This window comes from Dyella thiooxydans, assembly GCF_001641285.1.
GTDB lineage: Bacteria > Pseudomonadota > Gammaproteobacteria > Xanthomonadales > Rhodanobacteraceae > Dyella_A > Dyella_A thiooxydans.
Genome location: NZ_CP014841.1, coordinates 3,767,471 through 3,791,211, shown reverse-complemented (window position 1 = coordinate 3,791,211; position 23,741 = coordinate 3,767,471). Strand labels below are relative to the sequence as shown.

The 23,741-nt window shown below is 68.8% G+C and carries 23 protein-coding genes; 7 read left to right on the top strand and 16 right to left on the bottom strand.

The genetic code is table 11. From position 1 onward, the window contains the following. Positions 1-4 precede the first annotated feature (4 nt). The 4 genes from ATSB10_RS19100 to ATSB10_RS17010 form a co-directional block, all read right to left on the bottom strand. Complete coding sequence (locus ATSB10_RS19100; protein ID WP_083966275.1) at positions 5-280, bottom strand: hypothetical protein; 276 nt, start codon at positions 278-280, stop codon at positions 5-7. Between the two features lie 105 nt (positions 281-385). Then, positions 386-2,047 (bottom strand): EAL domain-containing protein, encoded by a 1,662-nt coding sequence (locus tag ATSB10_RS17020; RefSeq protein WP_063673911.1) that lies wholly within the window; start codon positions 2,045-2,047, stop codon positions 386-388. After that, positions 2,044-2,433, bottom strand: a complete 390-nt coding sequence (locus ATSB10_RS17015; protein ID WP_063673910.1) for a response regulator — start codon at positions 2,431-2,433, stop codon at positions 2,044-2,046. Before ATSB10_RS17015 ends, ATSB10_RS17020 begins: the two co-directional genes overlap by 4 nt. After that, complete coding sequence (locus ATSB10_RS17010) at positions 2,430-5,393, bottom strand: response regulator (RefSeq protein ID WP_169816728.1); 2,964 nt, start codon at positions 5,391-5,393, stop codon at positions 2,430-2,432. Before ATSB10_RS17010 ends, ATSB10_RS17015 begins: the two co-directional genes overlap by 4 nt. Positions 5,394-5,784: 391 nt before the next feature. Between ATSB10_RS17010 and ATSB10_RS17005 the strand changes: the two genes are divergently transcribed. After that, complete coding sequence (locus tag ATSB10_RS17005; RefSeq protein WP_063673908.1) at positions 5,785-6,384, top strand: OmpA family protein; 600 nt, start codon at positions 5,785-5,787, stop codon at positions 6,382-6,384. Positions 6,385-6,498: 114 nt separating this feature from the next. On the opposite strand, the gene ATSB10_RS17000 is transcribed toward ATSB10_RS17005, so the two are convergent. The 4 genes from ATSB10_RS17000 to ATSB10_RS16985 all read right to left on the bottom strand — a co-directional run bounded on the left by ATSB10_RS17000 (position 6,499) and on the right by ATSB10_RS16985 (position 11,460). Beyond that, positions 6,499-7,098 (bottom strand): transglycosylase SLT domain-containing protein, encoded by a 600-nt coding sequence (locus ATSB10_RS17000; RefSeq protein ID WP_063673907.1) that lies wholly within the window; start codon positions 7,096-7,098, stop codon positions 6,499-6,501. 62 nt (positions 7,099-7,160) lie between these two features. After that, the gene (locus ATSB10_RS16995) at positions 7,161-8,579 is read right to left on the bottom strand and encodes a cytochrome-c peroxidase (protein ID WP_063673906.1); all 1,419 of its coding nucleotides are present in this window, start codon (positions 8,577-8,579) and stop codon (positions 7,161-7,163) included. 123 nt (positions 8,580-8,702) lie between these two features. Then, positions 8,703-10,442: a phospholipase C gene (locus tag ATSB10_RS16990; protein WP_063673905.1), complete on the bottom strand. Its 1,740-nt coding sequence runs from the start codon at positions 10,440-10,442 to the stop codon at positions 8,703-8,705. A 358-nt stretch (positions 10,443-10,800) separates the two neighbouring features. Beyond that, positions 10,801-11,460: a thiopurine S-methyltransferase gene (locus ATSB10_RS16985; protein WP_063674550.1), complete on the bottom strand. Its 660-nt coding sequence runs from the start codon at positions 11,458-11,460 to the stop codon at positions 10,801-10,803. Between the two features lie 222 nt (positions 11,461-11,682). Here ATSB10_RS16985 and ATSB10_RS16980 point away from each other — a divergent pair, with 222 nt between their 5' ends. Then, positions 11,683-12,372: a death domain-containing protein gene (locus ATSB10_RS16980; RefSeq protein WP_063673904.1), complete on the top strand. Its 690-nt coding sequence runs from the start codon at positions 11,683-11,685 to the stop codon at positions 12,370-12,372. A gap of 75 nt (positions 12,373-12,447) precedes the next feature. On the opposite strand, the gene ATSB10_RS16975 is transcribed toward ATSB10_RS16980, so the two are convergent. The 3 genes from ATSB10_RS16975 to ATSB10_RS16965 form a co-directional block, all read right to left on the bottom strand. Beyond that, positions 12,448-12,636 carry a CsbD family protein gene (locus tag ATSB10_RS16975; protein ID WP_063673903.1) on the bottom strand — a complete coding sequence of 63 codons (189 nt, stop codon included), beginning with the start codon at positions 12,634-12,636 and terminating at the stop codon, positions 12,448-12,450. 196 nt (positions 12,637-12,832) lie between these two features. Further along, positions 12,833-13,237, bottom strand: a complete 405-nt coding sequence (locus ATSB10_RS16970) for a VOC family protein (protein WP_063673902.1) — start codon at positions 13,235-13,237, stop codon at positions 12,833-12,835. Positions 13,238-13,353: 116 nt separating this feature from the next. Then, on the bottom strand, positions 13,354-14,094 hold the full coding sequence (locus tag ATSB10_RS16965; protein WP_063673901.1) for an SDR family oxidoreductase: 741 nt from the start codon (positions 14,092-14,094) through the stop codon (positions 13,354-13,356). 105 nt (positions 14,095-14,199) lie between these two features. On the opposite strand from ATSB10_RS16965, the gene ATSB10_RS16960 reads away from it, so the two are divergent. After that, positions 14,200-15,120 (top strand): AraC family transcriptional regulator, encoded by a 921-nt coding sequence (locus ATSB10_RS16960; protein WP_063673900.1) that lies wholly within the window; start codon positions 14,200-14,202, stop codon positions 15,118-15,120. 20 nt (positions 15,121-15,140) lie between these two features. Here ATSB10_RS16960 and ATSB10_RS16955 read toward each other — a convergent pair whose 3' ends face one another. Continuing rightward, entirely contained in the window at positions 15,141-16,709 is a 1,569-nt protein-coding gene (locus ATSB10_RS16955) for a glycoside hydrolase family 30 protein (RefSeq protein WP_063673899.1), read from the bottom strand. A gap of 382 nt (positions 16,710-17,091) precedes the next feature. Here ATSB10_RS16955 and ATSB10_RS16950 point away from each other — a divergent pair, with 382 nt between their 5' ends. Together ATSB10_RS16950 and ATSB10_RS16945 are read left to right on the top strand one after the other, a co-directional pair. After that, entirely contained in the window at positions 17,092-17,604 is a 513-nt protein-coding gene (locus tag ATSB10_RS16950) for a hypothetical protein (protein ID WP_157469341.1), read from the top strand. 89 nt (positions 17,605-17,693) lie between these two features. Next, positions 17,694-18,968 (top strand): peptidoglycan-binding domain-containing protein, encoded by a 1,275-nt coding sequence (locus ATSB10_RS16945; RefSeq protein WP_063673897.1) that lies wholly within the window; start codon positions 17,694-17,696, stop codon positions 18,966-18,968. 61 nt (positions 18,969-19,029) lie between these two features. On the opposite strand, the gene ATSB10_RS16940 is transcribed toward ATSB10_RS16945, so the two are convergent. From ATSB10_RS16940 to ATSB10_RS16930, 3 genes are all read right to left on the bottom strand, one after another. Further along, a complete protein-coding gene (locus ATSB10_RS16940) occupies positions 19,030-19,548 on the bottom strand; it encodes a PH domain-containing protein (RefSeq protein WP_063673896.1) in 519 nt (172 codons plus the stop codon). A gap of 84 nt (positions 19,549-19,632) precedes the next feature. After that, positions 19,633-20,394, bottom strand: a complete 762-nt coding sequence (locus ATSB10_RS16935; protein WP_063673895.1) for an ABC transporter permease — start codon at positions 20,392-20,394, stop codon at positions 19,633-19,635. Continuing rightward, complete coding sequence (locus ATSB10_RS16930) at positions 20,394-21,350, bottom strand: ABC transporter ATP-binding protein (RefSeq protein ID WP_063673894.1); 957 nt, start codon at positions 21,348-21,350, stop codon at positions 20,394-20,396. Before ATSB10_RS16930 ends, ATSB10_RS16935 begins: the two co-directional genes overlap by 1 nt. A gap of 116 nt (positions 21,351-21,466) precedes the next feature. On the opposite strand from ATSB10_RS16930, the gene ATSB10_RS16925 reads away from it, so the two are divergent. Further along, positions 21,467-21,787 carry a hypothetical protein gene (locus ATSB10_RS16925; RefSeq protein WP_157469339.1) on the top strand — a complete coding sequence of 107 codons (321 nt, stop codon included), beginning with the start codon at positions 21,467-21,469 and terminating at the stop codon, positions 21,785-21,787. A 73-nt stretch (positions 21,788-21,860) separates the two neighbouring features. On the opposite strand, the gene ATSB10_RS16920 is transcribed toward ATSB10_RS16925, so the two are convergent. Next, entirely contained in the window at positions 21,861-22,760 is a 900-nt protein-coding gene (locus ATSB10_RS16920) for an SDR family oxidoreductase (protein WP_063673892.1), read from the bottom strand. 105 nt (positions 22,761-22,865) lie between these two features. Between ATSB10_RS16920 and ATSB10_RS16915 the strand changes: the two genes are divergently transcribed. After that, positions 22,866-23,687: a helix-turn-helix transcriptional regulator gene (locus ATSB10_RS16915; protein WP_063673891.1), complete on the top strand. Its 822-nt coding sequence runs from the start codon at positions 22,866-22,868 to the stop codon at positions 23,685-23,687. Positions 23,688-23,741: the final 54 nt, after the last annotated feature.

Sequence of the window (23,741 nt, the reverse complement as noted above, 5' to 3'; positions counted from 1 at the left end):
GCGGTCAGTCCACCTTTTCGAGTGCCTTGCGGCGCGGATGCCCGGCCTGGCCATCGGGCGGATAGTGATACCAGTCCTGGTGCGGCGATGCCTGCTTGCAGGCCGGGCACTGGGTCCGGGACCAGAAATGCCCGCATCCCGGGCAACATCCGGCGGTCCAGAACGTGTTCCAGCGGGTGCCGCAGCCCGCCCCTGGCTCGGTGGGCGTGCACACCCACCGGGAGTCGACATGCGGCTCCCAGCGGCACAGCGGGCAATGAATGTGGGGTTGCGGTTCCATGGCAGCTCCCGGGGATGGCCGGGTGCGGCAACGTGGCCGCACCCGGTCGCCCATCTTGCCCGGTGACGCTGCCGGCTGCCACCGGTTGCAGCCCGGTGCAGTGGATCAGCCACCCATCCGCGCGAGCAGCTCGCCGGCCGGCATCGGGCGGCCCAGCAGGTAGCCCTGCAGTTGCAGCGGACCGAGTTCCTGCAATACCTGCAGCTCGTCCCCATGCTCGATGCCCTCGGCCACCACGCCGAGTTCCAGAGCCTGCGCCATGCCGATCAGCGAACTCAGCAGGCGCCGGCGCTTGGGGTCTCCCTGCACTCCGGTGACGAAGCTGCGGTCGATCTTCAGCAGGTCGCAGGGCAGCAGGTTGATGTGGCTGAGCGAGGAAAACCCGGTGCCGAAGTCGTCCAGCGCCACCTGGATGCCCAGGGCGCGGATCTGCTGCAGCGCTCCCACGCAGGCGGGCATGTCGACCACGTGCACGCGCTCGGTGAGCTCGAGGGTCAAGTTGCGACGCAACGGCATCGGCACGACCTGCTCGACGTGACCGGGCAAGCGGCCCGACATGATGCCGTGCGCGGTGAGATTCACGTGCAGGCGGAAGTCTTCGGGCAGATACCGCTGCCAGGACGCGAGCGCCTGGCTGGCGGTCGTCACCACCCAGAGGTCGAGGGTTTCCATCAATGGGGAGGCCTCCACCGCGCCTAGAAAGGCTCCGGGCGGCAGCAGGCCACGTACCGGGTGCATCCACCGCAGCAAGGCCTCGGCTCCGACCAGGCGCTGGGCATCACGGTCGAAGATCGGCTGGAAGTACAGCAGCAGCTCGCCCTCGGCCAATGCCCGCTCCACATCCCGCAGCATCGCCAGAGCCTCGCGCGCTTCATTGCGCAGGGCCGAATCGGCAATCAGCACACGTTCGCTGGACTCCGGCGAGACACGCATCGCCTCGCTCATGGCCAGCCTGAGCAGATCACCGGCACCCTCGCCCGCGTCCACCGGGGGACCGGAGGCGATGGCCGCCGTGCAGTCGCTGGCGATGCCGGCGCGACCATGCGCATCGCCGGACAGAACATCCTCCACCGCGCGCAGCAGGACGTGGTCGGGCGAAACGTCGGGCAACAGCCATGCCAGCGTGCCGTCGCCGACCCGGGCAACGATATCGGTGGGCAATGCGCTGGCCTGGATACGATCGTTGAGCACGCGCAGCCCGGCGGTGGCGTCGTCTTCCCCCGAACTGAGCGCGATGCTCCCATGGTTGCGGCAGCTGATCGCGATAAGTGCGAAGCGGCGGCCACCGGCAACCAGCCGCTCGATCCGCTCGATCAGCGCATGGCGGTTGGGCAGTCGGGTATCCGGATCGAAGTGGGTGAGGAACTCCAGCTCGATCTCGCGCAGACGCCGCTTCTCGAGGATCGCCATCACCCTCGCACGCAGCATCGGGGTCTGGATCGGCTTGGTCAGGTAATCCTCGGCACCCAGTTCGATGCAGCGCACGACGATCTCGCTGGTGTCGTGCGCCGAGACCATGATCACCGGCATGTCGCCCATGCGTCCCTCGCGCCGGAGCACCTCCAGCATCTGCACCCCGTCCATGTCCGGCATGATCACGTCCAGCAGCACCAGGTCCGGGCGTGACTCGCGGATCCGCGCGAGCGCGCTGGTCCCGTCATCCGCCTCGGCGATCTGACGGAAGCCCAGCCGGTGCAGATACCGCACCAGCATGAAGCGGTTGTTCTCGTTGTCGTCGACCACCAGCACGTGCACATCCGCGTTCATGCCTGCCCTCCGGACGAGGTTTCGACCGTGACCCAGCGTGACAACACCTCGAGCAGGTGCGGAAAGTCGATCGGCTTCGGCACGAAGGCATCGGCGCCCGCACCCATGGCCCGGGCACGATCCTGCTCGCGTACCGAGGCGGATACCACGATCACCGGCAGGGTGCGCGTGGCCGCGTCGCTGCGCAGGCGGTGCAGCACGGCCAGGCCGTCGATACCGGGCAGATTGATGTCCAGCAATACCGCCGCCGGTGGCTCCCACGCCGCCGCGACCAGCGCCCGCTCCCCATCCTCCACGTGCTGCACGTGAATCCCGTGCCGGCGCAGCCGGTGGGTGAGCATGAACACATTGTTCTCGTCGTCCTCGACGTACAGCACCGTATTCATCCGTGCGTCCCCGCGTCACGGGCCTCGCTCTCCACGCGATCGAGCAGATCGCGTGCCTTGCGCGCAATGCAGTCGAGGCCGACCTCCGCCTTGCTGACCAGCAGCACCGCGCTCTCGTTGAGCTTCTGCACCGTGTGTTGCGGCACATCGGCCGCCGTCACCAGCACGACCTGGACATGGGCGAGCAGCGGATGCCCCTGCATCGCGCCGATCACCTCCAGCCCGTCCATCACCGGCATCACCAGATCCAGCAGCACCAGGTCGGGCGGCTCCTGCTCCATGTGCGCCAGTGCCTGTTGCCCGTTGGCCGCCATGCGCACGCGACAGCCGGCACGACGCAGGACCATGGCAAGCTGCTCGCGATAGTGATCGTCGTCGTCGACCACCAGCACGTTCGACTGCGGGCCGGACCGGACAAAGCGCTTGACCAGTCTGACGAGCTGGTCGCGATCGACCGGCTTGGTCATGTGCTCGACCACGCCGAGCGCGGCAGTACGGTGGTCCGGATCGGTCACCGTGCACAGGATCACCGGCAGGTTGGCGTAGAGCGGATCGGCACGCAGTGCCGCGAGCACGTCCCAGCCGCTCATGTCGCCGAGCAGTATGTCGAGCAGCATCACCGCCGGCCGCTGGCTGCGAACCTGCTGCAGCGCTTCGGCCCCCGAACAGGCCGTGATCACCGGCAAACCGTGACGCTCCAGTGCGCCGATCAGCAACCGTCGGGCATCCTCGTCATCATCGGCCACCAGCACCAGCGAATCGCGCGACGGCCCGTCCGGGACGGCCGGTCCGGGATCCCGCGAGGGCGCTTCGAATGCGCCGACCGGGATCGACACCGTGAACGTGCTCCCCCGCCCCGGCTCGCTCTCCACCGCGATCCAGCCTCCCATCAGCTGGACCAGTTGGCGGCTGATCGCCAGCCCCAGCCCGGATCCGCCGAAGCGGCGCGTGATCGACCGGTCGGCCTGCTCGAACGGGGCGAAAATGCGCTCCATCTGCTCGGGGGTCATGCCGATGCCGGTGTCGCTCACGGCGATGCGCAGGGTGTCCACGTCGCGCTCGAGCCGAAGGGTGATCTCGCCATCGCGGGTGAACTTGATCGCATTGCCGAGCAGGTTGATCAGCACCTGGCGCATGCGCACCGCATCGATCGCGACCACTCCCGGATCCGCAGCCACCACCATCGAGAGCCGGTTGCCGTTGGCCACCGCCAGCGGCTGCAGCGTGCTCAACGCGCTCTCGGCCAGCGTGCTCACCAGGATCGGCTCCAGCACCAGTTCCACCCGACCGGCGTCGATCCGCGAGATGTCCAGGATGTCGTTGATCAGTGTGAGCAGGTGGCGCCCGGCCCCGACTACCCGGTGCAGCGACTCCACCGTCAGCGGATCGTCATCCTCTTCCTCGGCCTGCTCGAGCAGCAGTTCGCCGATCCCGATGATGCTGTTGAGCGGCGTGCGCAACTCGTGGCTCATGTTGGCCAGGAAGGCGGCCTTGGCGGTGTTGGCCGCCTCGGCCTGGTCCTTCGCCACGCGCAGCCACTGCTCCATGCGGATGCGCGAGGTGATGTCCAGCGACATTGCACCCACCCCCACGACACGGCCACCGTCGTCGGTCACCGGGAAACGGGTGGTGAGCAGCGTGAAGCTGCCGCCGAGGTATTCGACCGACTCCTCGTAGGTGGTCACCTCTCTGCTGTCGATCACCTCGCGATCGTGCTGGCGGATGATCGCGGAAGTGGCCTCGGTGGCGACGGCTTCGACGGTCTGTCCGATCAACTGGTCCGGCGGCCGGCCGAGGAGTTCACCGGCCGCGTCGTTGGCGCGCACGATCCGGCCTTGCAGATCCTTCACCTTCATCGACAGTCGCGAATGGTCGAAGATGTCCTTCAGCAGGCGACTGTTGGCCGCCACTTCGGCCTCTACGCCGCTCAGGCGCATACGCAAGTGCGCCAGCCAGGCCGCGAGCAACAGCAGCACCGGCAACGTCAGTGCATAGCCGACCAGATGCGCGCGATCGAGCAGGATCGAAGCAAGCGTCGGATCAGCTGCCAGCGCGACGATGCGCAAGCCGACCGCCGAGTCCTGCTGGACCCGGTCATTGCCGGCCGGTGCGAGCTGATCGAAAGTCAGCAGGCCGAACGCGCCACGCCGCTGCCCCTCGTGCTGCCCCTTGACCACCGCCCAGACTCCGGGCTGATCCGTATCCAGTCCGGCGCGCCGGGCACCTGGCACGGCGAACCGCCAGTCTCGCTCGGGGTCGGGGCCGTGCAGCCAGTTGCCGTCGGCATCGGCCAGCCAGACGCTGCCGTGCGCCTGCCGCGCGTCGGCAACGAAGCGCCGCAACAGGCGACTGCCGTCGACGTTGATCACCACCATGCCCAGGCGCCGCCCGTCGCCGGAGAACACCGGCGTCCCGATGCGCAGGGTCGGTTCGTGCGGCTCGACAACACGCCCGTGCTCGATGTTGAGGTCGAGCCTGGAGACATAGACCTGTCCGGCCTGCAGCCTCGCCACGGCCTGGACATAGGGGCGCTGGCTCTTGTCCTGCAGACGCTCGGGAGGAACGATCTCGATCAGCCCGTCATGGCTGTCCACGCGGATCACTTCACGGCCATCGGCACCGATGAGACGCAGTTGGGCGTAATCGTTCCGTGCATCGGCAAGGGCACGCAGCAGGCGCTCGGCACGCGAGCGCATGGCCGGACCGGCGTCCTGCAGCACCTGCTCGGCGACCAAGGTCTGGGCCAGCGTGGTTGCATCGCCGCGAACGCGGGAAAGATCGTCATCGAGCGTGCGCGCGATGAGCGCGACGACGTTGCCGTTGTCGGCCTGCGCCTGCCGGCGCAGTGCCCGCTGTTCGGTGCCCGCGATCACCAGGTTGATCGCCAGCGAAATGACCACGAGCACCAGCAGTGCCGTGAGGAATGTCCCGCCTCGTCTTGCCGACGCACTCAGCTTCATCCCTGTCCCCGCATCCGCGTGGCGCCCACTCTTGTGGGTGCTGATCGGTCCAGTATGGCACCAAGCCAAGCGCACAATCAGCCCGTCGCCGGTCGGGCATGCTGCAATGCATGACGGCATGGGTCTCCGCACCCGGTCCCTTCCGGCGGCGGCACCGTGGCGCCTCATCGCTGCGTTCGCGGGGCAATCACGTGCACGACACGTGCCATGCGTCACGACCTGGCCGCTCCGTCCCTCCTGGTGCGGATCGGTTCAGTTGGCCGGCGGTGCCTCGGGTTAGCCTCGGGGGCCGGCATCGGCGCGTGCAGGGGGACGACGCAGGTGCGCCGGAGACGGCCTGAAGTATGCGAGCGACCTCTCGCTACGGGCCCGCTGCATGAGGAGACAAGCCATGAGCATCAAGACCGCACGCCTCGCACTCGTTCCGCTTTGCCTGATGGGAATCGCGCTGGGCGGATGTTCCAACTACGTGAAGAAAACGGATTTCGACGCGGCGATCAGCGAGCTTCGCGCCAACGACCAGAAGCAGCAGCAGGAGATCGACGCGCTCACCCAGGACATGCAGCAGCGCTTCGCCAAGTACGATGCGCAGATCACCGCGATGCAGGGCCGCATCAACGTCGACACCGCGGCACACTTCGCCTTCGGCGACTCCACGCTGCGCGACCAGGACAAGCCGCTGCTCGACGACTTCGCCAAGGTCATCACCCAGCACCATCCCGATGCGGTGATCACCGTGGAAGGCTTCACCGACCCGGCCGGCTCGGCCGCTTTCAACAAACGCCTCGGCATGAAGCGCGCCGACGCGGTGCGCGATTACCTGGTGAACACCGGTGGCCTGTCCGCCGACAAGGTGCGTGCCGTCAGCTACGGCGAATCCAGCAACCGCCAGGTGGAGAAGGGGCAGATCCGCGACGCCGGCGCCAACAATCGCCGCGTGACGCTGGTGATCGACTTCGCCGGCAACAACAACAGCACGCCGACCTCCTGACCCATCCCGAGGTTGCCGCCCGGGATCGCCCGCGATCCCGCGACGGCCGGTGGACGAGGCGCCTTTGCGGGCGCCTTTTTCATGCCCGGGCCACCATCTGCTGCAGTACTGGCCTTATCGGCAGCGCCGCAGCTGGGCACCGTACTCGCGCGCGCGCCGGTCCACCTCGTCCGCGGTCTCGAGCAGGTGGCGGTCGCGCTTCCAGTGGCCCGAGCGGTAGCCGCCGATGCCCTCGTGGTAGGCGATGTACAGGTGCTTCGGATCCCACTTGGAGATACCCAGCTCGCGGTGGATGCGATCGGTGTACCAGCCGAGGAAATCCAGCGCGTCCTCCATGTCGGTGCGACGCTTGAACCAGCCGCCGTTCTCCTTGCGGTATTCCTTCCACACCGGATCCTGCGCCTGCGCATAGCCGTACGCGCTGGACCGTCGCGGCAGGGGAATGAACAGGAACCACGGCCGGTCGGGCCGTGCCTTCTGCCGGAAGCCGGACTCGCGCTGCACGAACGCCATCAGCACGTTGGCCGGCGTGCCCCAGCGCTTCTGCGCATCGCGGGCGTCGTGGTACCACCCCGGGTATTGGTCGAACACCTGGCAGAGGTTGCCGGTGTTGCGCGGCGGTGCGGTCGCACAGCCACCGAGGGTAAGCAGGGTCGTCAGGAACAGGGCGAAACGGAGTGGCCGGCGAACGGCGGCGGTGCGTGCTAGGTCCATGCCCTCAGGGTAACCGGCACGGACGCGGGTGGCATCCCGGCCCCGCGCCCGGTGTTGTACGGCTATCGTGCCGATGTCCCCGCGCGGGGCGAAGCGGGCCGCGCCGCGTAGCCGTCATCCAGCATGTGCAGGAACGCGATGAGATCATCGATGTCCCGTTCGCTGAGTGGCGGTTGATCGCCCACGTGGCGGTCGAACGGCGCGTCGGCGGTATCGATGTTGCCGCGATAGGCCACGGGCAGATCGTCGTCGATCGCCACCTGGCCATCCGCGCCGCGCGGATAGATCTTCTGCGGCGCCACCGCGCGCAGGTTGTAGAAATCCAGCACCTGTCTGAGCGTGCGGTACACGCCGTTGTGGAAGAACACCTTGCGGCGGTCCACATTGCGCAGGGTCGGCGTGAGGAACATGCCGCAGTACTGGGTCTGGCTGGCCAGATCGCGACGGAATGGTCCGCACAGGCCCATGTCGAAGAAGCGCGGATCGCGGTTGGCCGGGATCGCCGGATTGCGCGGCACGCCCAGCGCCTCGTACTGGGTGTCGGTGAACAGCGGCGGCAGGCCGTCGCGGCTCGGTCGGCTCAGGTGGCAGGCGGCGCAATTGCCCTTGTGCGGATCGTTGAACAGGGCCAGCCCGCGCGCTTCGGACGGCGTCAGCCGCGCCCGGCCCTCGAGCCAGGCGTCGTACTTGCTGGTGAACGAGTGGAATGACGGGTCCTCGAGTTCGAAGCGGCCGATCGCGAACATCGCCTCGTCCACAAGCTGCGCCGGATCGTCGACGATGCCCGGGCCGAACAGTTGGGCGAAGGTGGCGCGGTAGCGGCTTCGCGCCAGCTTCTTCGCCACCGAGGCCACGTCGCGGTTGGCCATCTCCACCGGATTGAGCATGGGGATGATCGCCTGCCGCTGCAGCGAGTCGGCACGACCGTCCCAGAACAGCCCGCCCTGCGGCACCATCGCCACGCCGGCCGGCCGCGTGCCGGCGGACTTGCGGGCACGCGAGTCATTGCGGACCGACGCAGCGAGCCTGTCCAGATTGACCGGCACGTCGTTGTCCACCGTATCCGGACCGATGCCGAACGGCTGCTGGCGATACAGGTAGGCCAGTGAAGGGGGCGGACGGAACCCGGCCTGCTTCATGTACATGCCGCCGGCCTGCACGACGCGTGCATTGGGCGGGTTGTAGCCGAACGCCGGGCTGTGACAGGAGGCGCACGACTGTCGGCCCGAGCCGCTCAGCATCGGGTCGAAGAACAGCGCCTTGCCCAGTCGTGCGACCGCGCTCAACGGCGCGTCCGGTGGCAGGCGCAGGGTCACCGGATGCAGATTGATGCCGCCGGCGTCGGCGGAGGCGTGGGCGACACGCTGCACCAGCAGGCCGCCGCCAAACAAGCCGAGCAGACCCAGCAGGCCCGGCAGCAACGCGGACACCCCGCGCCGCCGCACCGGGGGGCCGGGAAACTTCTGGGAAATCCTGGTCATGTGCCTATCCGACCACCACACGGATCACGCTCCGTGCTGGAACAGCCCGGACCGCCCGGCATCGCCGGGAGGTCCGGGAAACATCTCAACCCTGCCGGCGGCATGCACCGGCAGGGCGCCGCATCACGAGTGCCACGGACGCGACGGCACCACCACCGTGCCCTGGTCCGGGTCGAGGATCAGCCGCGATGCCCGGTCGTCGCGGTCGCGACGGCCGAAGTCGAACAGGCTCATGATGCTGCCGGCGCTGGCATCGTTCGAACCCTGGCCGATGCGCTCGCCGCGCAACCAGTTGTCCTCGATGAAGCGCACCACCGAGGACTGCGTCAGGCGCACGTCGCTGACGTAGTTCTCGCGCGCGTACGGCGAGATCACCAGGAACGGGATCCGCGTGCCGGGGCCGCAGCGGCCGTTGACGCGACCGCCATTCACGCCGATGCCCTGGCTCGCGCCCGGTGCATTGCACACGCCCGGGCCGTTGACCTGGTCGGCACCGGTCACCGAACCCTCCGGTGTCACGCCGTCGAACGAAGCGGTGGTCGGTGCGGCGTAGCGGTGGTCGTACCAGCCGTCGGAGTCGTCGTAGGTGATGACGATGGCAGTGCTCTTCCAGTCCGGCTGCTGCATCAGGAAGTTCACCACCTTGACGATGTACGCCTGCTCGTCGAGCGGATCGGAGTTGCCCGGATGAGCGTCGCCGATCGCCGGCATCTTCAGGTAGCTCACCGAAGGGTAATTGCCCGCCGACACCGCCGCGAAGAAGTCGTTGAGGTCGTACTCGTGGTGCACCGGGGTATCGGTGGCGTCCTTCGGGTCCGCGTGGCCGATCAGCGCGACCGAGGTCGGACGCTCGTGGGTCGGGTTGGACGTGGAGGCGTAGTACTGGAACCAGTTGTGGTGCGGGATGTAGTCGTTCTTGGTGGCCGCCAGCACGCTCGAATAGGTGCTGCGCTTGCAGCCGGTGGAGCCGTTGTCGTTCGTCGCGGTGAGGTCGAAGCCGCCCATGAAGCCGCCCCAGGTGAGGTGGTGGGCGCTGAGCAGGTCGCCGATGTTCTTCGAACTCATCATCAGCGTGTTGCTGGTCGACGAGCACACGTCGTAGGCCGGGTCGGTGTCGCCGATCAGGCTCAGGCCACCGATCCCGTCAGGGATCGTGGCGCCCTTGCCCAGCACGATCTGCGCGCCGTTGTTGGTACCGGATACCACCGCGATCGCACCCGGCGTCGACGGGCCGTAGGTATCGGTGTAGGTGTTGTCGTCCATCGCGTAGTGCTGGGCGTAGTTCCACAACGCGGTGACGGTGTTGCCGTCGTAGTAGCCCATCACCAGGCCGTGCGTGCCGAAGGTGCCGGTGCTGGAGACGGTGTTGTTTCCGGTGTACAGCGGGAAGAGGTCGGCCTTGCCGTTGTCGTAGGCCAGCTGCTCGGGCGTGTAGCTGTGGTTCTGGCCTTCGGTGTTGGCCTGGGTGCGGTCGAGGCGGAACGGGTTGACCGCGTTCTCGCCGTTGAGCGGGTTGAGCTTGTTCGGGTTCTGCGTCAGCAGCGTGCCCGACAGGCCATCCACCCGGGGCGTCCACGGGCGCGCCCTGAACACCGGCTCGCCGGCCGGGTTGGCCGCCACCGGATAGGTGCCGAAGTAGTGATCGAACGAACGGTTCTCGCCGAAGATCACCACCAGGTGCTTGATCGGCGTGGCGGTCGGGACCTCGTCCTGCGGCGAGTGGCCGTGTCCCGGCCAGGGATGACCCGGATGGCCGAAGCCGTCGTTGTCGGGGCCCGGATGGGCGGATACCGCGAACGCCAGCCCGATGAGGGCGATCGACGCCGGCAGCAGCGCCTTGCGGAGGATGCGAAGACTGAGCACGAGAAGACTCCTGAAAAGAAGACGGCAGCGCAGGCCCATCAACGGGCCCGGTCGTTGGATTCCCCCTTCGTGCCGGTGGCGAAAGGACGTGCGCGTCGCCAGCGGCCTCGTGGTGATTCAAGCAGCCGGATGTGAACCTTCCGGGACAAATCGCGTGCCGATTTGCCTGCAAGAAATTGCGCCATGCAGGAGTCCCGGATGCGCCGCGGCGTGTCCGCAGCGGGCACGGTTCGCCGACGGGGATCGGCGCATCCCCGTGATGACCGCAAGCGCCGGATCCTGACGGAGCGGCATCTCATCCATCCATGCCCGGCGCACCGGTCGGCCATCGATCCGGATCGTGCGGGATGGGCTGCCTTCAGGCGCGACGATCGAGTCGGTAGGCGACCGTTTCCAGCGCCGTGACGCCCTCGGCGACGAAGCCGGGCTGGTCGGCCAGGATGTCCCGGCGAGCCAGCGCGGTAACCTGCCAGTCGCGGTCGAGACGCCCGTGCACCTCGGCTTCGGGCACCGAGAACGGCGGGCCGTGCTTCTGGGCCTGCGGATATTCCAGCGTGATCAGCAAGCCGCGACAGCCGGACGGCAGGCAGGCATACAGCCCGTCCACGTAGCGCTCGCGCAGCGGTGGCGGCAGCGCGATCATCGCGGCACGGTCGTACACCGCTGCGCATCCGGCGAGCACTTCGTCATCCAGCCCGAAGGCATCGCCGCAGATCAGCTCCAGGTTTCCCGCGCGGTAGTGACGGCCGTAACGCGATTCACTCAGCTGCGGCGCCAGCGCGTGCCCGGCGAAGAACTGCTCCACCGCCAGCGGCGACAGCTCCACGCCGAGCACGTGATGCCCCTGCGCGGCCAGCCACACCAGATCCAGCGACTTGCCCGCGAGCGGCACGAACACCTGGCTGCCCGCTGGCAGGCCCAGGCCCGGCCAGTACTCGCGCAGCCAGGGCGTCACCGCGTCCTGGTGAAAGCCGATGCGACCCTCGCGCCAGCGCTGCAGCCAGAATTCGTGATCCACGCAATCGTCCCCGCTGTCCGCGCCGCCCGCCTGCGACGCCAGCGCGGATCCTGCCATGCGGGGGATCGCGGGCCAAAGCGCGCCCACCCATGGCAAGTGCGTCGCGGCGTCTACGGAAACTTGCCGCGTCCCTGCACGGTCCCAACGACGCCCACCCGCCATGGAAGACGGATGTCCCTGCCACGATCCGCGGTTGCCGCAGCGCCCTCTCGCCGGAAGGCGATGACACGTGCACTGGCGCGCGCCGTGCCGCTGGCACTCACCCTGGCGCTGCACCTGGCCGCGTGGCTGGTACTGACCATGCCCGGGGCACCGGGTCGGCAGGAACGTCCGCGCAGCCGCCGGATCGACGACGCGCTTCACCTGCGCTGGATGACCCGCGATCCCGCCACGACATCTGCACCGGCGAACGTCACCCGCGGCTTGCGTCACACCTCCCCGCCGGACGCGGCCAGGCGCCGGCATCGCCGGCCGCGCGTCACCGCCCGCCAGACAGCGGCGAGGGGGCGGATGCCGACACCCGCAGCGTCAACGCTCATTACCTCGCTCCCGGCGGCATCGGTGGAACCGGACTACATCCCCGGAGGAAACCGGCTGCAACCCGCCACGCCACCGGCCGTCCGCCTGCCCGGACAGGCATTCGTGCCGGGCGCGCCGGTATTCCGCATGAGCGATCCACGCTCGCAGGGGATGGGTGGCCTGGTCCGGGCGATCGCCGGGCTGACCGGCGGAGCCGACCCGAAGTGCCTGCAGCTCGCGCAATGGCGCGACCTGTCCCGGCGCGAGCGCGCCGCCCTGGGCATCACCGACGAGGACATGGACCGGGTCGAACGGGAGCACGGCTGCCGCCCCGCGGCCAGTCGCGGGGGACCCGGCAGCAACCCGCTGCTGATCCCGCCTGGCGGACGTTGAGCGCATTCCGGCATCCCCTCAACGAAAGGGCGGTCGGAACCGGCAGGTTCCGACCGCCCGCCCCGCGCAAACGCGTCAGTGATGGCGCTTGTTGTCCTGGCGGATTTCGTCGGCCGCCTTGCCCAGTTCCTTCTGCACCTTGCCGGCGTTCTTCTCGAGCTTGCCGGCCGCTTCCCTGGCATGGTTGCCAGTGACCTTGCCGGCCATTTCCTTCAGCGAGCCCTTGATCTCGCGCTTGGTGCCTTCGGTGCGATTGTGATCCATGACAGTGCCTCGTCTCAGTCGGGGAGGGATGCCGCGACGGCGGCGAGTCCGTTCTAGGCGCGCGCCCGTCGCGCACCCGTGAATCCCTGCTTGCGCGCGCGAAGCCAGTCAGCGCAGATATCGATTGATCAGCGGCGGGTGACGGCACCGCCCCGGCTCCCGCGCGCGCCGGAGCATCATGCCCGCCGGTGCCAGCTCACATCGGCTTGAGGCAATTCACCATCCAGCGCTTGCCGAACCGGTCGGTGAGCGCGCCGAAACGGTGGGCCCAGAACGTCTCATCCAGCGGCATGGTCACCTCGCCGCCTACCGCGAGCGCGGCGAAGATGCGCTCGGCCTCTTCCGGCGTCTCCGGCATGACGTTGACCGTGGTGCTGCCGGCCGCGTGCGGCGACGGACCGTCCGCGCCCATCAGCAGGGCAGCACCGACCTCCACCTGCGAGTGCATGACCTTGTCGCGATCGGCCTCCGACATCTGCTCGCCCATCGGCGACTGGCCGTAGGTGAAGCGCTGGGTGACCTTGCCGCCGAGCGCCTCGGCGTAGAAATCCATCGCTTCGCGCGCGGTACCGGGGAAGTTGAGATAGACGACCAGTTGCATGGGCAGGCTCCTTGGGTGGGTGAAGTCCGGGGGCGCGTCGGCGCCCCCTCACCCTCCCGACGTGCCGGCACGCCGCATATCGACATCCGTGCGCGACGGCATGCCACCCGCCCCGCTCAGCTTGCCCGCGCCCAGGCCAGCGCGTCCTCCCCCGCCGGCAGGCGCATCGGCGAGTCGGGATCGGTGGCGGCACACCACACCGCCTCGGCCACGTCGGCGGCATGGGTGACCGGACGGGAGGCGTCGCGCATGCCGGCAAGCACCTGCTGCACCGTCCCGGCGTAGGCGCCGTGCTCCAGACCCTCGCGACGCGCGTTGTCGCCGAACCGGGTTTCCGGCGAGCGACCGGGCAGCACCAGATGCACGCGGATGCCGAACGGCGCCAGCTCCACCGCCATCGATTCGGTGAAGGCGTTCACCGCCGCCTTGCTCGCGGTGTACATCGCCACCAGCGGCAGCGCCTTCAGGGTGACGCTGGAGGTGACATTGACGATCACGCCTGCCTGGCGCGCCCGGAACTGCGGCAACACCGCCTGGGTCAGCGCCATCGTGCCGAGGGTGTTGGTCTCGAACAGCTCGCGGGCCAGTGCCGGCGAGGTCAGCTCGAAGGGTGCCGCGGCGCCGAAGCCGGCGTTGTTGACCAGCACGTCGACCGGCCCGGCCGCGGCCACCGCGCGGTCGATGCTGGCTGGGTCGGTGACATCCAGCGGCAGTACGCGCAGGCGGGCGGAGACCGGCAGCAGATCCTCGCGCGGCGTGCGCATGGTGGCCGCGACCTGCCAGCCACGGTCCAGGAAGGTGCGGGCGATGGCCAGGCCGAAGCCGGACGAACAGCCGGTGATCAGGACGGTCTTCATGGAAGCTCCTTGGGGTGCAGGGAAAGAGGCAGGAGCGTCACGATAGGTGGCCGAAGCCGTACTATCTACGATTGGTAGTCCGTATTTGTTTTCCAGGAGTCCTGCATGACCGATCCCCTCGCCGAGGTGGTCTCCCTGCTGCAACCCGCCGCCCGGTTCGCCAAGACCGTGGCCGGCGCCGGCCAGTGGCACGTGCAGCGTTCCGACACCGGGCAGCCGTTCTACTGCCTGGTCCTGGAAGGTGGCTGCCGCGTCGCGGTGGACGAGCATGCGCCGATCGCTCTCGAGCCCGGCGACTTCCTGCTGGTGCCGGCGGTCTGGGGCATGACGATGTCCAGCCTGCAGCCGCCGCCGGCCGGCACCCGCAGCGTGCCGGTGGTTCAGGCCGAAGGCGTGTACCGCATCGGCAGCGAAGACGGCCCGACCGATCTGCGCATGCTGGTCGGCCACTGCAGCTTCGACTCGCCCGACGCCGACCTGCTGGTGTCGCTGCTGCCGCAACTGGTGCACGTGCGCGGCGAACACCGGCTCGCGCTGTTGACGAAACTGGTGGGCGAGGAATCGCGCGCGCAGCGGCCGGCGCGCGAGGTGGTGCTGGCCCGCCTGCTCGAGGTGTTGCTGATCGAGGCGCTGCGTTCCACCGCCGGCACGGATGCCTCCCCCGGCCTGGTCCGCGGGCTGGCCGACGAGCGCGTGGCCATGGCGATCCGCGCCATGCATGCGCAGCCCACCCGCGGCTGGACCGTGGCAGAGCTGGCGAAACAGGCCGCGCTGTCGCGCTCGGCCTTCTTCGAGCGCTTCAACCGCACCGTCGGCGTGGCGCCGATGGCCTACCTGCTCGGCTGGCGCATGGCGCTGGCCAAGCAGCTGCTGCGTCGTCGCGAAAACAACGTCGCCGAAGTCGCCGAGCGCGTCGGCTACAGCTCGGCCAGCACCTTCAGCATCGCCTTCAGTCGCCACGTCGGCATGACGCCCTCGCACTACGCACGCGAGCCATCGCACGCCGCATCGCACCGCACGGAATGAGCGATGCCGGGCGCGGCGCTTCAGCCGTGCGGCACCACGGCACGAAGATCGCCCAGCCACCGCTTGAGCCGCTTCGCCCAGCTGCCGACCGGATCCGGCTGCCAGACAAAGGTGGCCACGCTCTGCGCCGGCATGGTGTAACGAAAGCCGACGTCGCCCTGGTCCACCTTCACCGCATAGGCCTCGGTGCGGCTGTTGACCATGACCATGACCAGCGTGCCGTCGTCCGGAATCACGAACGCCACGTTGACCACGTCCTTGTCCGGCTCGCTGGAACCCACCCGCACCGCGCCCGGCGGCACGAAACGGCTGAAATGAGCGAACGCGTAGTACTCGTCATTGCGGATCACCGCACCGGTCTGCGAGTCGATGGTGACCACGCCCTTGCACAGGTCGCAGCCACCGGCATGCGGACCGTGGTTCTCGTCCAGCGCCAGGTTCCAGTAGATGACGCCGCGCGCCCAGTTGCGGATGCCGGCCAGCAGCAGGTCGCGCGCGAACCAAAGCAGCTCGCCGTGCTTCGCCGATGCCCAGTCGCCGCCCGAGCATTCGGTGATGTAGGCATCCTTGTCCGGATGCGCGCGATGCACGTCGGTCTGCACCGAGGGCGTACCGGCGTAGCAGTGCCATGCCACGCCGGACACGTAGGGCGCGGCCAGCGGATCGGCCAGCACGTCCAGCGGCTGGTCCGGCGCGTCCCAGTTGTGGTCCCACGCCAGGATGCGCACCCGGCGCCGGCGGCTGGCCAGCTCCGGGCCGAGGTACTGCCCGATCAGGCTGGTCCGCGTTGCCGCCGGCATCAGCATCCCGGGATAGGTTCCCGGCTCGTAGCCCGGCTCGTTCTGCACGGTGAGCGCGAAGATCGGGATGCCGTAGCCGCGAAACGTGTCGACGTACTTCACCAGATAGTCGGCATAGGCGCTTTCGTACTGCGGCAGCAGCTCGCCGCCGATCAGCTTGCCGCTGGTCTTCATCCACGCCGGCGGGCTCCACGGCGAAGCGACGATCCGCAGTTGCGGGTTGATCGCCAGCGCCTCGCGCACGGTCGGGATCAGGTCGTGCAGATTGGTGCCGACGTTGAAATGCGCCAGGTCCGGATCGACCTGCCCGGCCGGCATGTCGTCGAGGGTGTACGGCGTGGGCGAAAAATCCGAGGCCCCGATGGTCAGGCGCGTCATGGCCATGTTCAGCCCCGGCGGCGGACCGAACATCTCCCGCAGCAGGGCCGCACGCTGCTCGCCGTCCATCCGGTTCTGGATCAGCCACGCCGACGCATCGGTGATGGCGGCACCGAAGCCGGTCATGGTCTGGTAGGTCGCTTTCGGGTCGACCACCACGTCGCCCGGCTGCGCCGTGCCCGGGATCATCCCGATGTCCGGCTGGCGGGCCAGCAGCTCGCGGCGATCGGCCGTGCTCAGCCACACCTGCACGGTGGGCAGGATCGGCTCGTCGGCGGGGCGGGGCGCAGGCGTGGCGGCCTGGGCTACCGGCTCCTGACGCGTCGCATGCAGACCGGCCAACGCAACGCCGGTGATCAGCGCGAAGCCCACCACCGGCAGCCAGCCGGGAATGCCCCGATGCTCATCCATGGCGCACGCACGATCCGTCGGAGACGGCGCAGTTCACTCGTGGATTTCCTCGCTGGCACAGTACTGGCAATCGAAGAGTGCAGCGAAAGCGCGCCGGCGTCGACTGGCCCGCGCGCACATCGTGACGGACCCGGCATCGGGATCGCCACAGGCGTCGCGGAAAGTCTCAAGGGCGCGCCGGGACACCCGCTTTGCGGGGCGACGCGGGCGCAGGCGCGCGCGATCCACCGGGAGACCGGGCAGCCGGCGACAACGGGGTCTGGCTCGCATTTCGCTGCCGGCGGCTGAGGCATGCTCTGCAGCAGCCGCCTGCCGCAGCGTCGACCCGCTGCATGGCGGCAGCACACGGACCGTCGATTCCACCGGCATGGAGCTCGCCACCATGAAACGTTTCATCCCCCTGCTTGGCTTCCCGCTGGCGCTGGCCCTCGGTGCCTGCCAGGCGCACCCGCTGCCGTCCTCCGGCACCCCTGCGCCGGGATCCTCCGCCCCGACCCACGATTCCGCACCGACGAACGTGGCCCAGGGTGCGCTGCGCCCCGGCATGGCCTACGGCAGCTTTCGCAAGCAGATGCTCGACCACGGCTGGCGCCCGCTGCCGGACGCGAAGTGCCTGGCCAACGTGGTCGGCGGCAACGCACAAAAACTGTGTTCGTCCCATCCGGAACTGGCCAGCTGCCGCGCCTGTACCGAGATACCCGAGCTCAGCGCCTGCAGCGGCGACGGCCATTGCCAGATGCAGTTCCGGCACGGCGATGCAGATGACGTGATGCGTGCCAACACCTTCGGCCCGCTGCGCGACTGGAACGCACCCGCCGGCCAGTCGCAGCTGCGCATCACCAGCTGGCAGGTCGAACCGGCGCCGGCCGGCACGTCCGGGACGACGCCGCACTGACGCATACCGGCACCCGCACCGACGATCACCGCACCGGAGATCGTCAGCGCCTCCAGACATCCGCTCACTCGATCCAGGGAAGGACCTCCATGAGCCAGCAACCCCTTCGTGACCTCATCCACCGCGGCGAATCGCAGGCTCGCGGCTATGACGACTACAACGGCGGCACCTACATCGGCCACGACGGCCAGCCGCACATCCGCGGCTCCAGCCGTGCCATCGACTTTTCCAGCATGACGCTCGGCGAGGTGCAGGCGCGCCAGCATCGCGGCGAAATCTTCGCGGTGGGTCTGTACCAGATCATCCCGGACACCATGGACAGCGCGGTGGCCAGCCTGGGCCTGGATCCGGGCCAGCGCTTCACGCCCGAACTGCAGGACCGGATCTTTGCCGAGTACCTGGTGACCGACAAGCGCCCCGAGGTGCACGACTACGTCACCGGCCAACCGCACGCCACGCTGCATGCGGCCGAGGTCGCGATGGCACTGGAGTGGGCCAGCTTCGGCGACCCGGATCGCGGTGGTGCCAGCCACTACGGCGGCGCCAACAGCGCCAGCATCGGCGTCGACGAAACCGCCCGCGCGCTGGAGCAGATGCGCGCGGACTACCAGGCCGGCATCGCCCGCGGCCTGTCCCCGGACGCCTCGTTCCGCGCGGTGGCGATCGGCGATGCGCCGCTGCAGACGACGCACCGCGGCCGTGTCGCCGACGGGGCGGCCCTGCTGCAACCGGGCGACCACGGCGAGCACGTGCGCGATCTCCAGCATGCGCTGGCGGGACAGGGCTACACCGGCACCGGTGGCCGGCCACTGGCGATCGACGGCGTCTTCGGGCCGGCCACGCGGACCGCGATCGAAGCCTTCCAGCGCGACCATCACCTTGCCGTCGACGGGATCGCCGGACCGCAGACCCAGGCCGCGCTGGAGCGGGCCATCAGGGCATCGTCACGGCCCACGGTCGGCGCCGGCCAGGCTGCGCAAGACGGAACCGCCGAGCCGGGCGACCCGCTGTACCGGCAGGCACTCGCCGGGGTGCAGAAAATCGACGCTGACATGGGTCGCCGCTCCGACCAGCTCAGCCGCAACCTCGCCAGCGCATTGGCTGCCGCGGCGAAGACACAGGGCCTCACCCGCATCGACGCGGTGGCGATCAGCGAAGACGGTTCGCGCACCTTCGCCGTGCAGAACGACGCCGGCATCAAACGCTACGCCGACGTCCCCACCGCCCAGGCCGTGCACACGCCGATGGCGCAGAGCGCGGCGAAGCTGTCCGCAGCGACCGCAGCACCGGCTCCGTCCCTGCCGGCGCCGACCACGGCACAGCAGCGCGATATCGCGGCCGCGGAGACGCCACGCATCGCCTGACGCCGATCGGCGACTTCCGCTGCATGCGGGCCGCGCGCGCCAATGGGTCCGGAACCGGTCGCTACATCTGCTCCATCGGCAGCACCCGCCGACGGGCGCGCTCGCGCAGCGAGCATTCGCGCAGGGTGTCGGCCAGCGCTTCCAGACCGGGGATGCCGTAGAGATCGACCACCGGCATCTCGTCGTCGGACGAGTGCAGGGTGACCCGGCACAGGCCGAGCAGGCGCATGCCCAGCGGCTTGAGGATGTCGAAGTGGTCGATGCGGAACAGCTCGACGTTGTCCTGCGCCTTGGACAACAGTCCGCGCTCCACGCGCACCCGCTGGGTGGTGATGGTGAAGGTCAGGCTCAGGCTGCGCAGCCAGTACATCAGCCACGCCAGGCCCAGCGTGCATACCACCAGCACGTACTGGCCGAAGGTGTAGATCACCTTCGGGTGGCCGGAGAACAGGGTCTGCTCCACGCTGGGCGCATGCGCCGCCTCGTAGGCCTCGATGTCGGTGCCGCAATAGCGGCATTTGCGTGCCGCCGCCTGGATCAGCTCGGCACAGGCCGGGCAGCGCTTCATCTCGTCGGTCATGGGTGGGTTCCAGGGCTGCGGTACGGGCGGTGGTGCATGTTAGCTCCGACCGGACCACGCCGAGGGTCGGCAACGACGGAGCGGTCAGCTCTTGAGTTTGTACCCGGTGCGGAAGATCCAGCCGATCGCCAGCAGGCAGGCGATCAGGAACCCGGCGATCGCCGCCAGGCTGATCCCCACGCTGACGTCGGCGAGGTCGTAGAAGCTCCAGCGGAAGCCGCTCACCAGGTACACCACCGGGTTGAGCAGGGTGATCTTCTGCCACAGCGGCGGCAGCATGTGGATGGAGTAGAAACTGCCGCCAAGGAAGGTCAGCGGGGTGATCACCAGCAGCGGGATCACCTGCAGCTTCTCGAAGTTGTCCGCCCAGATGCCGATGATGAAGCCGAACAGGCTGAAGGTGATCGCGGTCAGCAGCAGGAAGCTGGCCATCAGCAGCGGGTGCGCGATGTGGTAGTCCACGAACAATCGCGCGGTGGCCAGGATGATCACGCCCACGATCACCGACTTGGTCGCCGCCGCACCCACGTAGCCGCAGACAATCTCCACGAACGAAATCGGCGCGGAGTGGATCTCGTAGATGGTGCCGGTGAACTTGGGGAAGTAGATGCCGAACGAGGCGTTGGACACGCTCTGGGTCAGCAGCGAGAGCATGATCAGCCCGGGGATGATGAAGGCGCCGTAGGCAACCCCGTCCACCGAGGTGATGCGCGAGCCGATGGCCGAGCCGAACACCACGAAGTACAGCGAGGTGGACAGCACCGGCGAGGCGATCGACTGCATCAGCGTGCGGCGGGTGCGGGACATCTCGAAACGGTAGATGGCGCGGATCGCGTGCCAGTTCATCAGCGGCTCCTCACCAGGTCGACGAAAATCTCTTCCAGCGTGTTCTGCTTGGTGCTCAGATCGCGGAAGCGGATGCCCGCACCGGAGAGCTCGCCGAGCAGGGTGGTGATGCCGGTGCGTTCGGCCTGGGTGTCGTAGGTGTAGGTGAGCTCGGTGCCGTCGGCGGACAGCGCGAGGTGGTAGTCCGACAGCGAGGCGGGAATGGTGGCCAACGGCTGGTGCAGCTGCAGCGTCAGCGCCTTCTTCCCCAGCTTGTGCATCAGCGTGGCGGTTTCCTCCACCAGGATCAGCTCGCCCTTGTTGATCACCCCCACGCGGTCGGCCATCTCCTCGGCCTCCTCGATGTAGTGCGTGGTGAGGATGATGGTGACGCCGTTGTCGCGCAGGCGACGCACCAGGTTCCACATGTCGCGGCGCAGCTCCACGTCGACGCCGGCGGTGGGCTCGTCCAGGAACAGCACGCGCGGCTCGTGCGACAGCGCCTTGGCGATCATCACGCGCCGCTTCATGCCGCCGGACAGGGTGAGGATCCGGTTGTTGCGCTTGTCCCACAGCGACAGGTCCTTCAGCACCTGCTCGATGTGCTCGGGCTTGGGCGGCAGGCCGAACAGGCCGCGGCTGAAGCTCACCGTGTTCCACACCGTCTCGAACGCATCGGTGGTCAGCTCCTGCGGCACCAGGCCGATGCGCGAACGGGTGGCGCGGAAATCGCGCACCACGTCATGGCCATCCACGGAGATCGAGCCGCTGCCGGGATTGACGATGCCGCAGATGATGCTGATCAGCGTGGTCTTGCCCGCCCCGTTGGGGCCGAGCAGGGCGAAGATTTCGCCGCGGCGGATTTCCAGATCGATCGGCTTCAGTGCCCGGAAGCCGGAAGCGTAGGTCTTGTCCAGGCCCCTGATGGCGATGATCGGATCGGTGCCCGCGGGCACTTCAGGCGACAGCCGGGTCATCGGCGGATACCCCGCCGAGTTGCGCAGTGCGTGCTCATGGCGTTCCTGCTGGGATGGGGATGGCGGCATGCAATACGGCGACGCCGCTCCGCATGCTAACGCGATGCGACGCGTCGATGCAGCCGCAGGCCGTTCATGTCATCGGCTTGCAGCCCCGGGAGGGGGCGCGCACCATCAACGGACCGAACAGCATGGGGGGATCGCACATGGCCACCATCCGCAGATTCGATCGCTACACCGAACTCGGCCCCTACGTCGCATGGGTCCGCCAGCTCAACGAAGGGGAGTACACGGTCTCCGTCCAGGTCTGCGAGCATCGTATCGAGCACGATGACGACGACACCTTCGACACCGAAGACCAGGCGCTCAGCGCGGCCGAAGGCCTGGCTCGCAGCCTCCAGCAGCAGACCGGCACCACGACCGCATCCCCGCCTTGAACGCGCGGCGCATGCCTTGCGCCCGTCGCCCGGCTCGCAGCCGGGGCGCCGCGAGCCGCCCCGGCCGCCCGGCTCAGGCCGCGTCGGCCTGAAGCTCCAGTCGCTCGAGGTCATCGAGCAGCCCGGGACCGGCCGTTTGCCAGCCGAGCGTCCGCCGGGTCCACTCGCTCGATGCCGGCAGATCCATGGCGGCAAAGGCGGCCAGCCAGCCGAAATAGTCGGGAGCGTCGGCGGTCGCAATGGAAGTCACCGGCAGCCCCAGCCGCTCGCCGAGCACCCGGGCGATGTCGCGTGCGGCGATCCCCGGCTCGGCGACGGCGTGGTAGCGCGCCCCCGGCGTGCGGTGTTCCAGCGCCAGGCGATAAAGCCGGGCCACGTCCTGCACGTGCGCCGCAGGCCAGCGATTGCGGCCCTCGCCGACATAGGCGCACACGCCCCTGGCACGCGCCATCTGGATCCATGGCGACACCAGCCCCTGCCGCGTCGTGTCGTGCACCTGCGGCAGGCGCACGACCGACACCGCCACACCCGCATCCAGCAGCTCCTGGCCGGCCCGCTCGGACGCCCCGCGCGGGTTGGGATGGTCCAGGTTGAGCACGTCCTCGCGCGCCGGCAGTCCCGCCCCCGGGCTGCCCATGCCGGTGCCCGAGGTGATCAGCAGCGGGCGGTCGGAACCGGCCAACGCCGAGCCGAGCGCGTGGATCGCGCGGTAGTCCTTCTCGCAGTTGGCAGCGAAATGGGCGAAGTCGTGATCGAACGCGGTGTGGATCACCGCATCGGCCTGCGCCGCACCGGCGCGCAGGCTGTCGGGTTGTTCCAGCGACCCTCGATGCGCGGCCGCACCGAGGGCGGCAAGCGACCGCGCCTTATCTTCCGACCGGCACAGGCCGGTCACCTCATGGCCGTGGGCCAGCAACTCCCTGACGACGCGGGTGCCGATGAATCCGGTGGCGCCGGTGACGAAAACTCGCATGGATCGCTCTCCTTGGAAGGGACGGCGATCACTATCCCGGCCGGGTAATATCCGGGTAAAGCCGTGTCTTTATCGTGGTATAGCCGCTAACAGGATGGTGCACGCGTGCCGCAGGAACATCGCCTGGGAACCTATCTTCGGGACCGCCGCGAGCGCGTCGACCCGGCCGCCCTCGGCCTGGGTGGCACGCGCCGGCGCACGCCCGGGCTGCGCCGCGAGGAGGTCGCCCAACGCGCCCACATCAGCACCACCTGGTACACATGGCTCGAGCAGGGACGCGGCGGCGCGCCCTCCGGCGACGTGCTCGAACGGATCGCGCATGCCCTGATGCTGACCGACGCGGAACGGGAGCACCTGTTCCTGCTCGGGCTGGGTCGGCCACCGGAGGCGCGCTACCGCGAGCCCGCCGGCATCACGCCGCGACTGCAGCGCGTGCTCGATGCACTGGAACCCTGCCCCGCGATCATGCGCACGGCCATCTGGGATGTGGTGGCATGGAACCGCGCCGCGACGGTGATGCTGATCGACTATGGCTCGCTGCCGCCCGAGCGGAGGAACATCCTGCGCTACCTCTTCCTCGACGCCCGTGCCAGGGACGTGCAGTACGACTGGCTCAGCGTGGCGCGCTACGTGGTGGGCGCGTTCCGCCTCGATGCCGCCCGCGCCGGCGCCGGCAAGGCGGTCGAGGCGCTGGTGGACGAGTTGTGCCGCGCCAGCCCCGAGTTCAACACGCTGTGGCACGAGCACGACGTGGGAAGCCACGGCGAGGGCATCAAGCACATCCGCCACCCGGAACTGGGGCCGCTGAGCTTCGAGTACTCCGCCTTCGCCGTGGACGGCCGTCCGGATCTGAGCCTGGTGCTCTACAACCCGGTGGATCCGGCCGATGTCGAGCGCATCGCGGCGCGGCTGCGGAAGGGCAGGTGAATCGGGAGCGCCAGGCTCGACCATCATCGTGCCGCCAGGGCAGGCACGCGCTGC

What these genes read in the sequence shown, in the direction of transcription:
- ATSB10_RS19100 (WP_083966275.1), bottom strand. Translation starts at nt 280, where the DNA reads ATGGAACCGCAACCCCACATTCATTGCCCGCTGTGCCGCTGGGAGCCG.
- ATSB10_RS17020 (WP_063673911.1), bottom strand. Translation starts at nt 2,047, where the DNA reads ATGAACGCGGATGTGCACGTGCTGGTGGTCGACGACAACGAGAACAAC.
- ATSB10_RS17015 (WP_063673910.1), bottom strand. Translation starts at nt 2,433, where the DNA reads ATGAATACGGTGCTGTACGTCGAGGACGACGAGAACAATGTGTTCATG.
- ATSB10_RS17010 (WP_169816728.1), bottom strand. Translation starts at nt 5,393, where the DNA reads ATGAAGCTGAGTGCGTCGGCAAGACGAGGCGGGACATTCCTCACGGCA.
- ATSB10_RS17005 (WP_063673908.1), top strand. Translation starts at nt 5,785, where the DNA reads ATGAGCATCAAGACCGCACGCCTCGCACTCGTTCCGCTTTGCCTGATG.
- ATSB10_RS17000 (WP_063673907.1), bottom strand. Translation starts at nt 7,098, where the DNA reads ATGGACCTAGCACGCACCGCCGCCGTTCGCCGGCCACTCCGTTTCGCC.
- ATSB10_RS16995 (WP_063673906.1), bottom strand. Translation starts at nt 8,579, where the DNA reads ATGACCAGGATTTCCCAGAAGTTTCCCGGCCCCCCGGTGCGGCGGCGC.
- ATSB10_RS16980 (WP_063673904.1), top strand. Translation starts at nt 11,683, where the DNA reads ATGACACGTGCACTGGCGCGCGCCGTGCCGCTGGCACTCACCCTGGCG.
- ATSB10_RS16975 (WP_063673903.1), bottom strand. Translation starts at nt 12,636, where the DNA reads ATGGATCACAATCGCACCGAAGGCACCAAGCGCGAGATCAAGGGCTCG.
- ATSB10_RS16970 (WP_063673902.1), bottom strand. Translation starts at nt 13,237, where the DNA reads ATGCAACTGGTCGTCTATCTCAACTTCCCCGGTACCGCGCGCGAAGCG.
- ATSB10_RS16965 (WP_063673901.1), bottom strand. Translation starts at nt 14,094, where the DNA reads ATGAAGACCGTCCTGATCACCGGCTGTTCGTCCGGCTTCGGCCTGGCC.
- ATSB10_RS16960 (WP_063673900.1), top strand. Translation starts at nt 14,200, where the DNA reads ATGACCGATCCCCTCGCCGAGGTGGTCTCCCTGCTGCAACCCGCCGCC.
- ATSB10_RS16955 (WP_063673899.1), bottom strand. Translation starts at nt 16,709, where the DNA reads ATGGATGAGCATCGGGGCATTCCCGGCTGGCTGCCGGTGGTGGGCTTC.
- ATSB10_RS16950 (WP_157469341.1), top strand. Translation starts at nt 17,092, where the DNA reads ATGAAACGTTTCATCCCCCTGCTTGGCTTCCCGCTGGCGCTGGCCCTC.
- ATSB10_RS16945 (WP_063673897.1), top strand. Translation starts at nt 17,694, where the DNA reads ATGAGCCAGCAACCCCTTCGTGACCTCATCCACCGCGGCGAATCGCAG.
- ATSB10_RS16940 (WP_063673896.1), bottom strand. Translation starts at nt 19,548, where the DNA reads ATGACCGACGAGATGAAGCGCTGCCCGGCCTGTGCCGAGCTGATCCAG.
- ATSB10_RS16935 (WP_063673895.1), bottom strand. Translation starts at nt 20,394, where the DNA reads ATGAACTGGCACGCGATCCGCGCCATCTACCGTTTCGAGATGTCCCGC.
- ATSB10_RS16930 (WP_063673894.1), bottom strand. Translation starts at nt 21,350, where the DNA reads ATGACCCGGCTGTCGCCTGAAGTGCCCGCGGGCACCGATCCGATCATC.
- ATSB10_RS16925 (WP_157469339.1), top strand. Translation starts at nt 21,467, where the DNA reads ATGCAGCCGCAGGCCGTTCATGTCATCGGCTTGCAGCCCCGGGAGGGG.
- ATSB10_RS16920 (WP_063673892.1), bottom strand. Translation starts at nt 22,760, where the DNA reads ATGCGAGTTTTCGTCACCGGCGCCACCGGATTCATCGGCACCCGCGTC.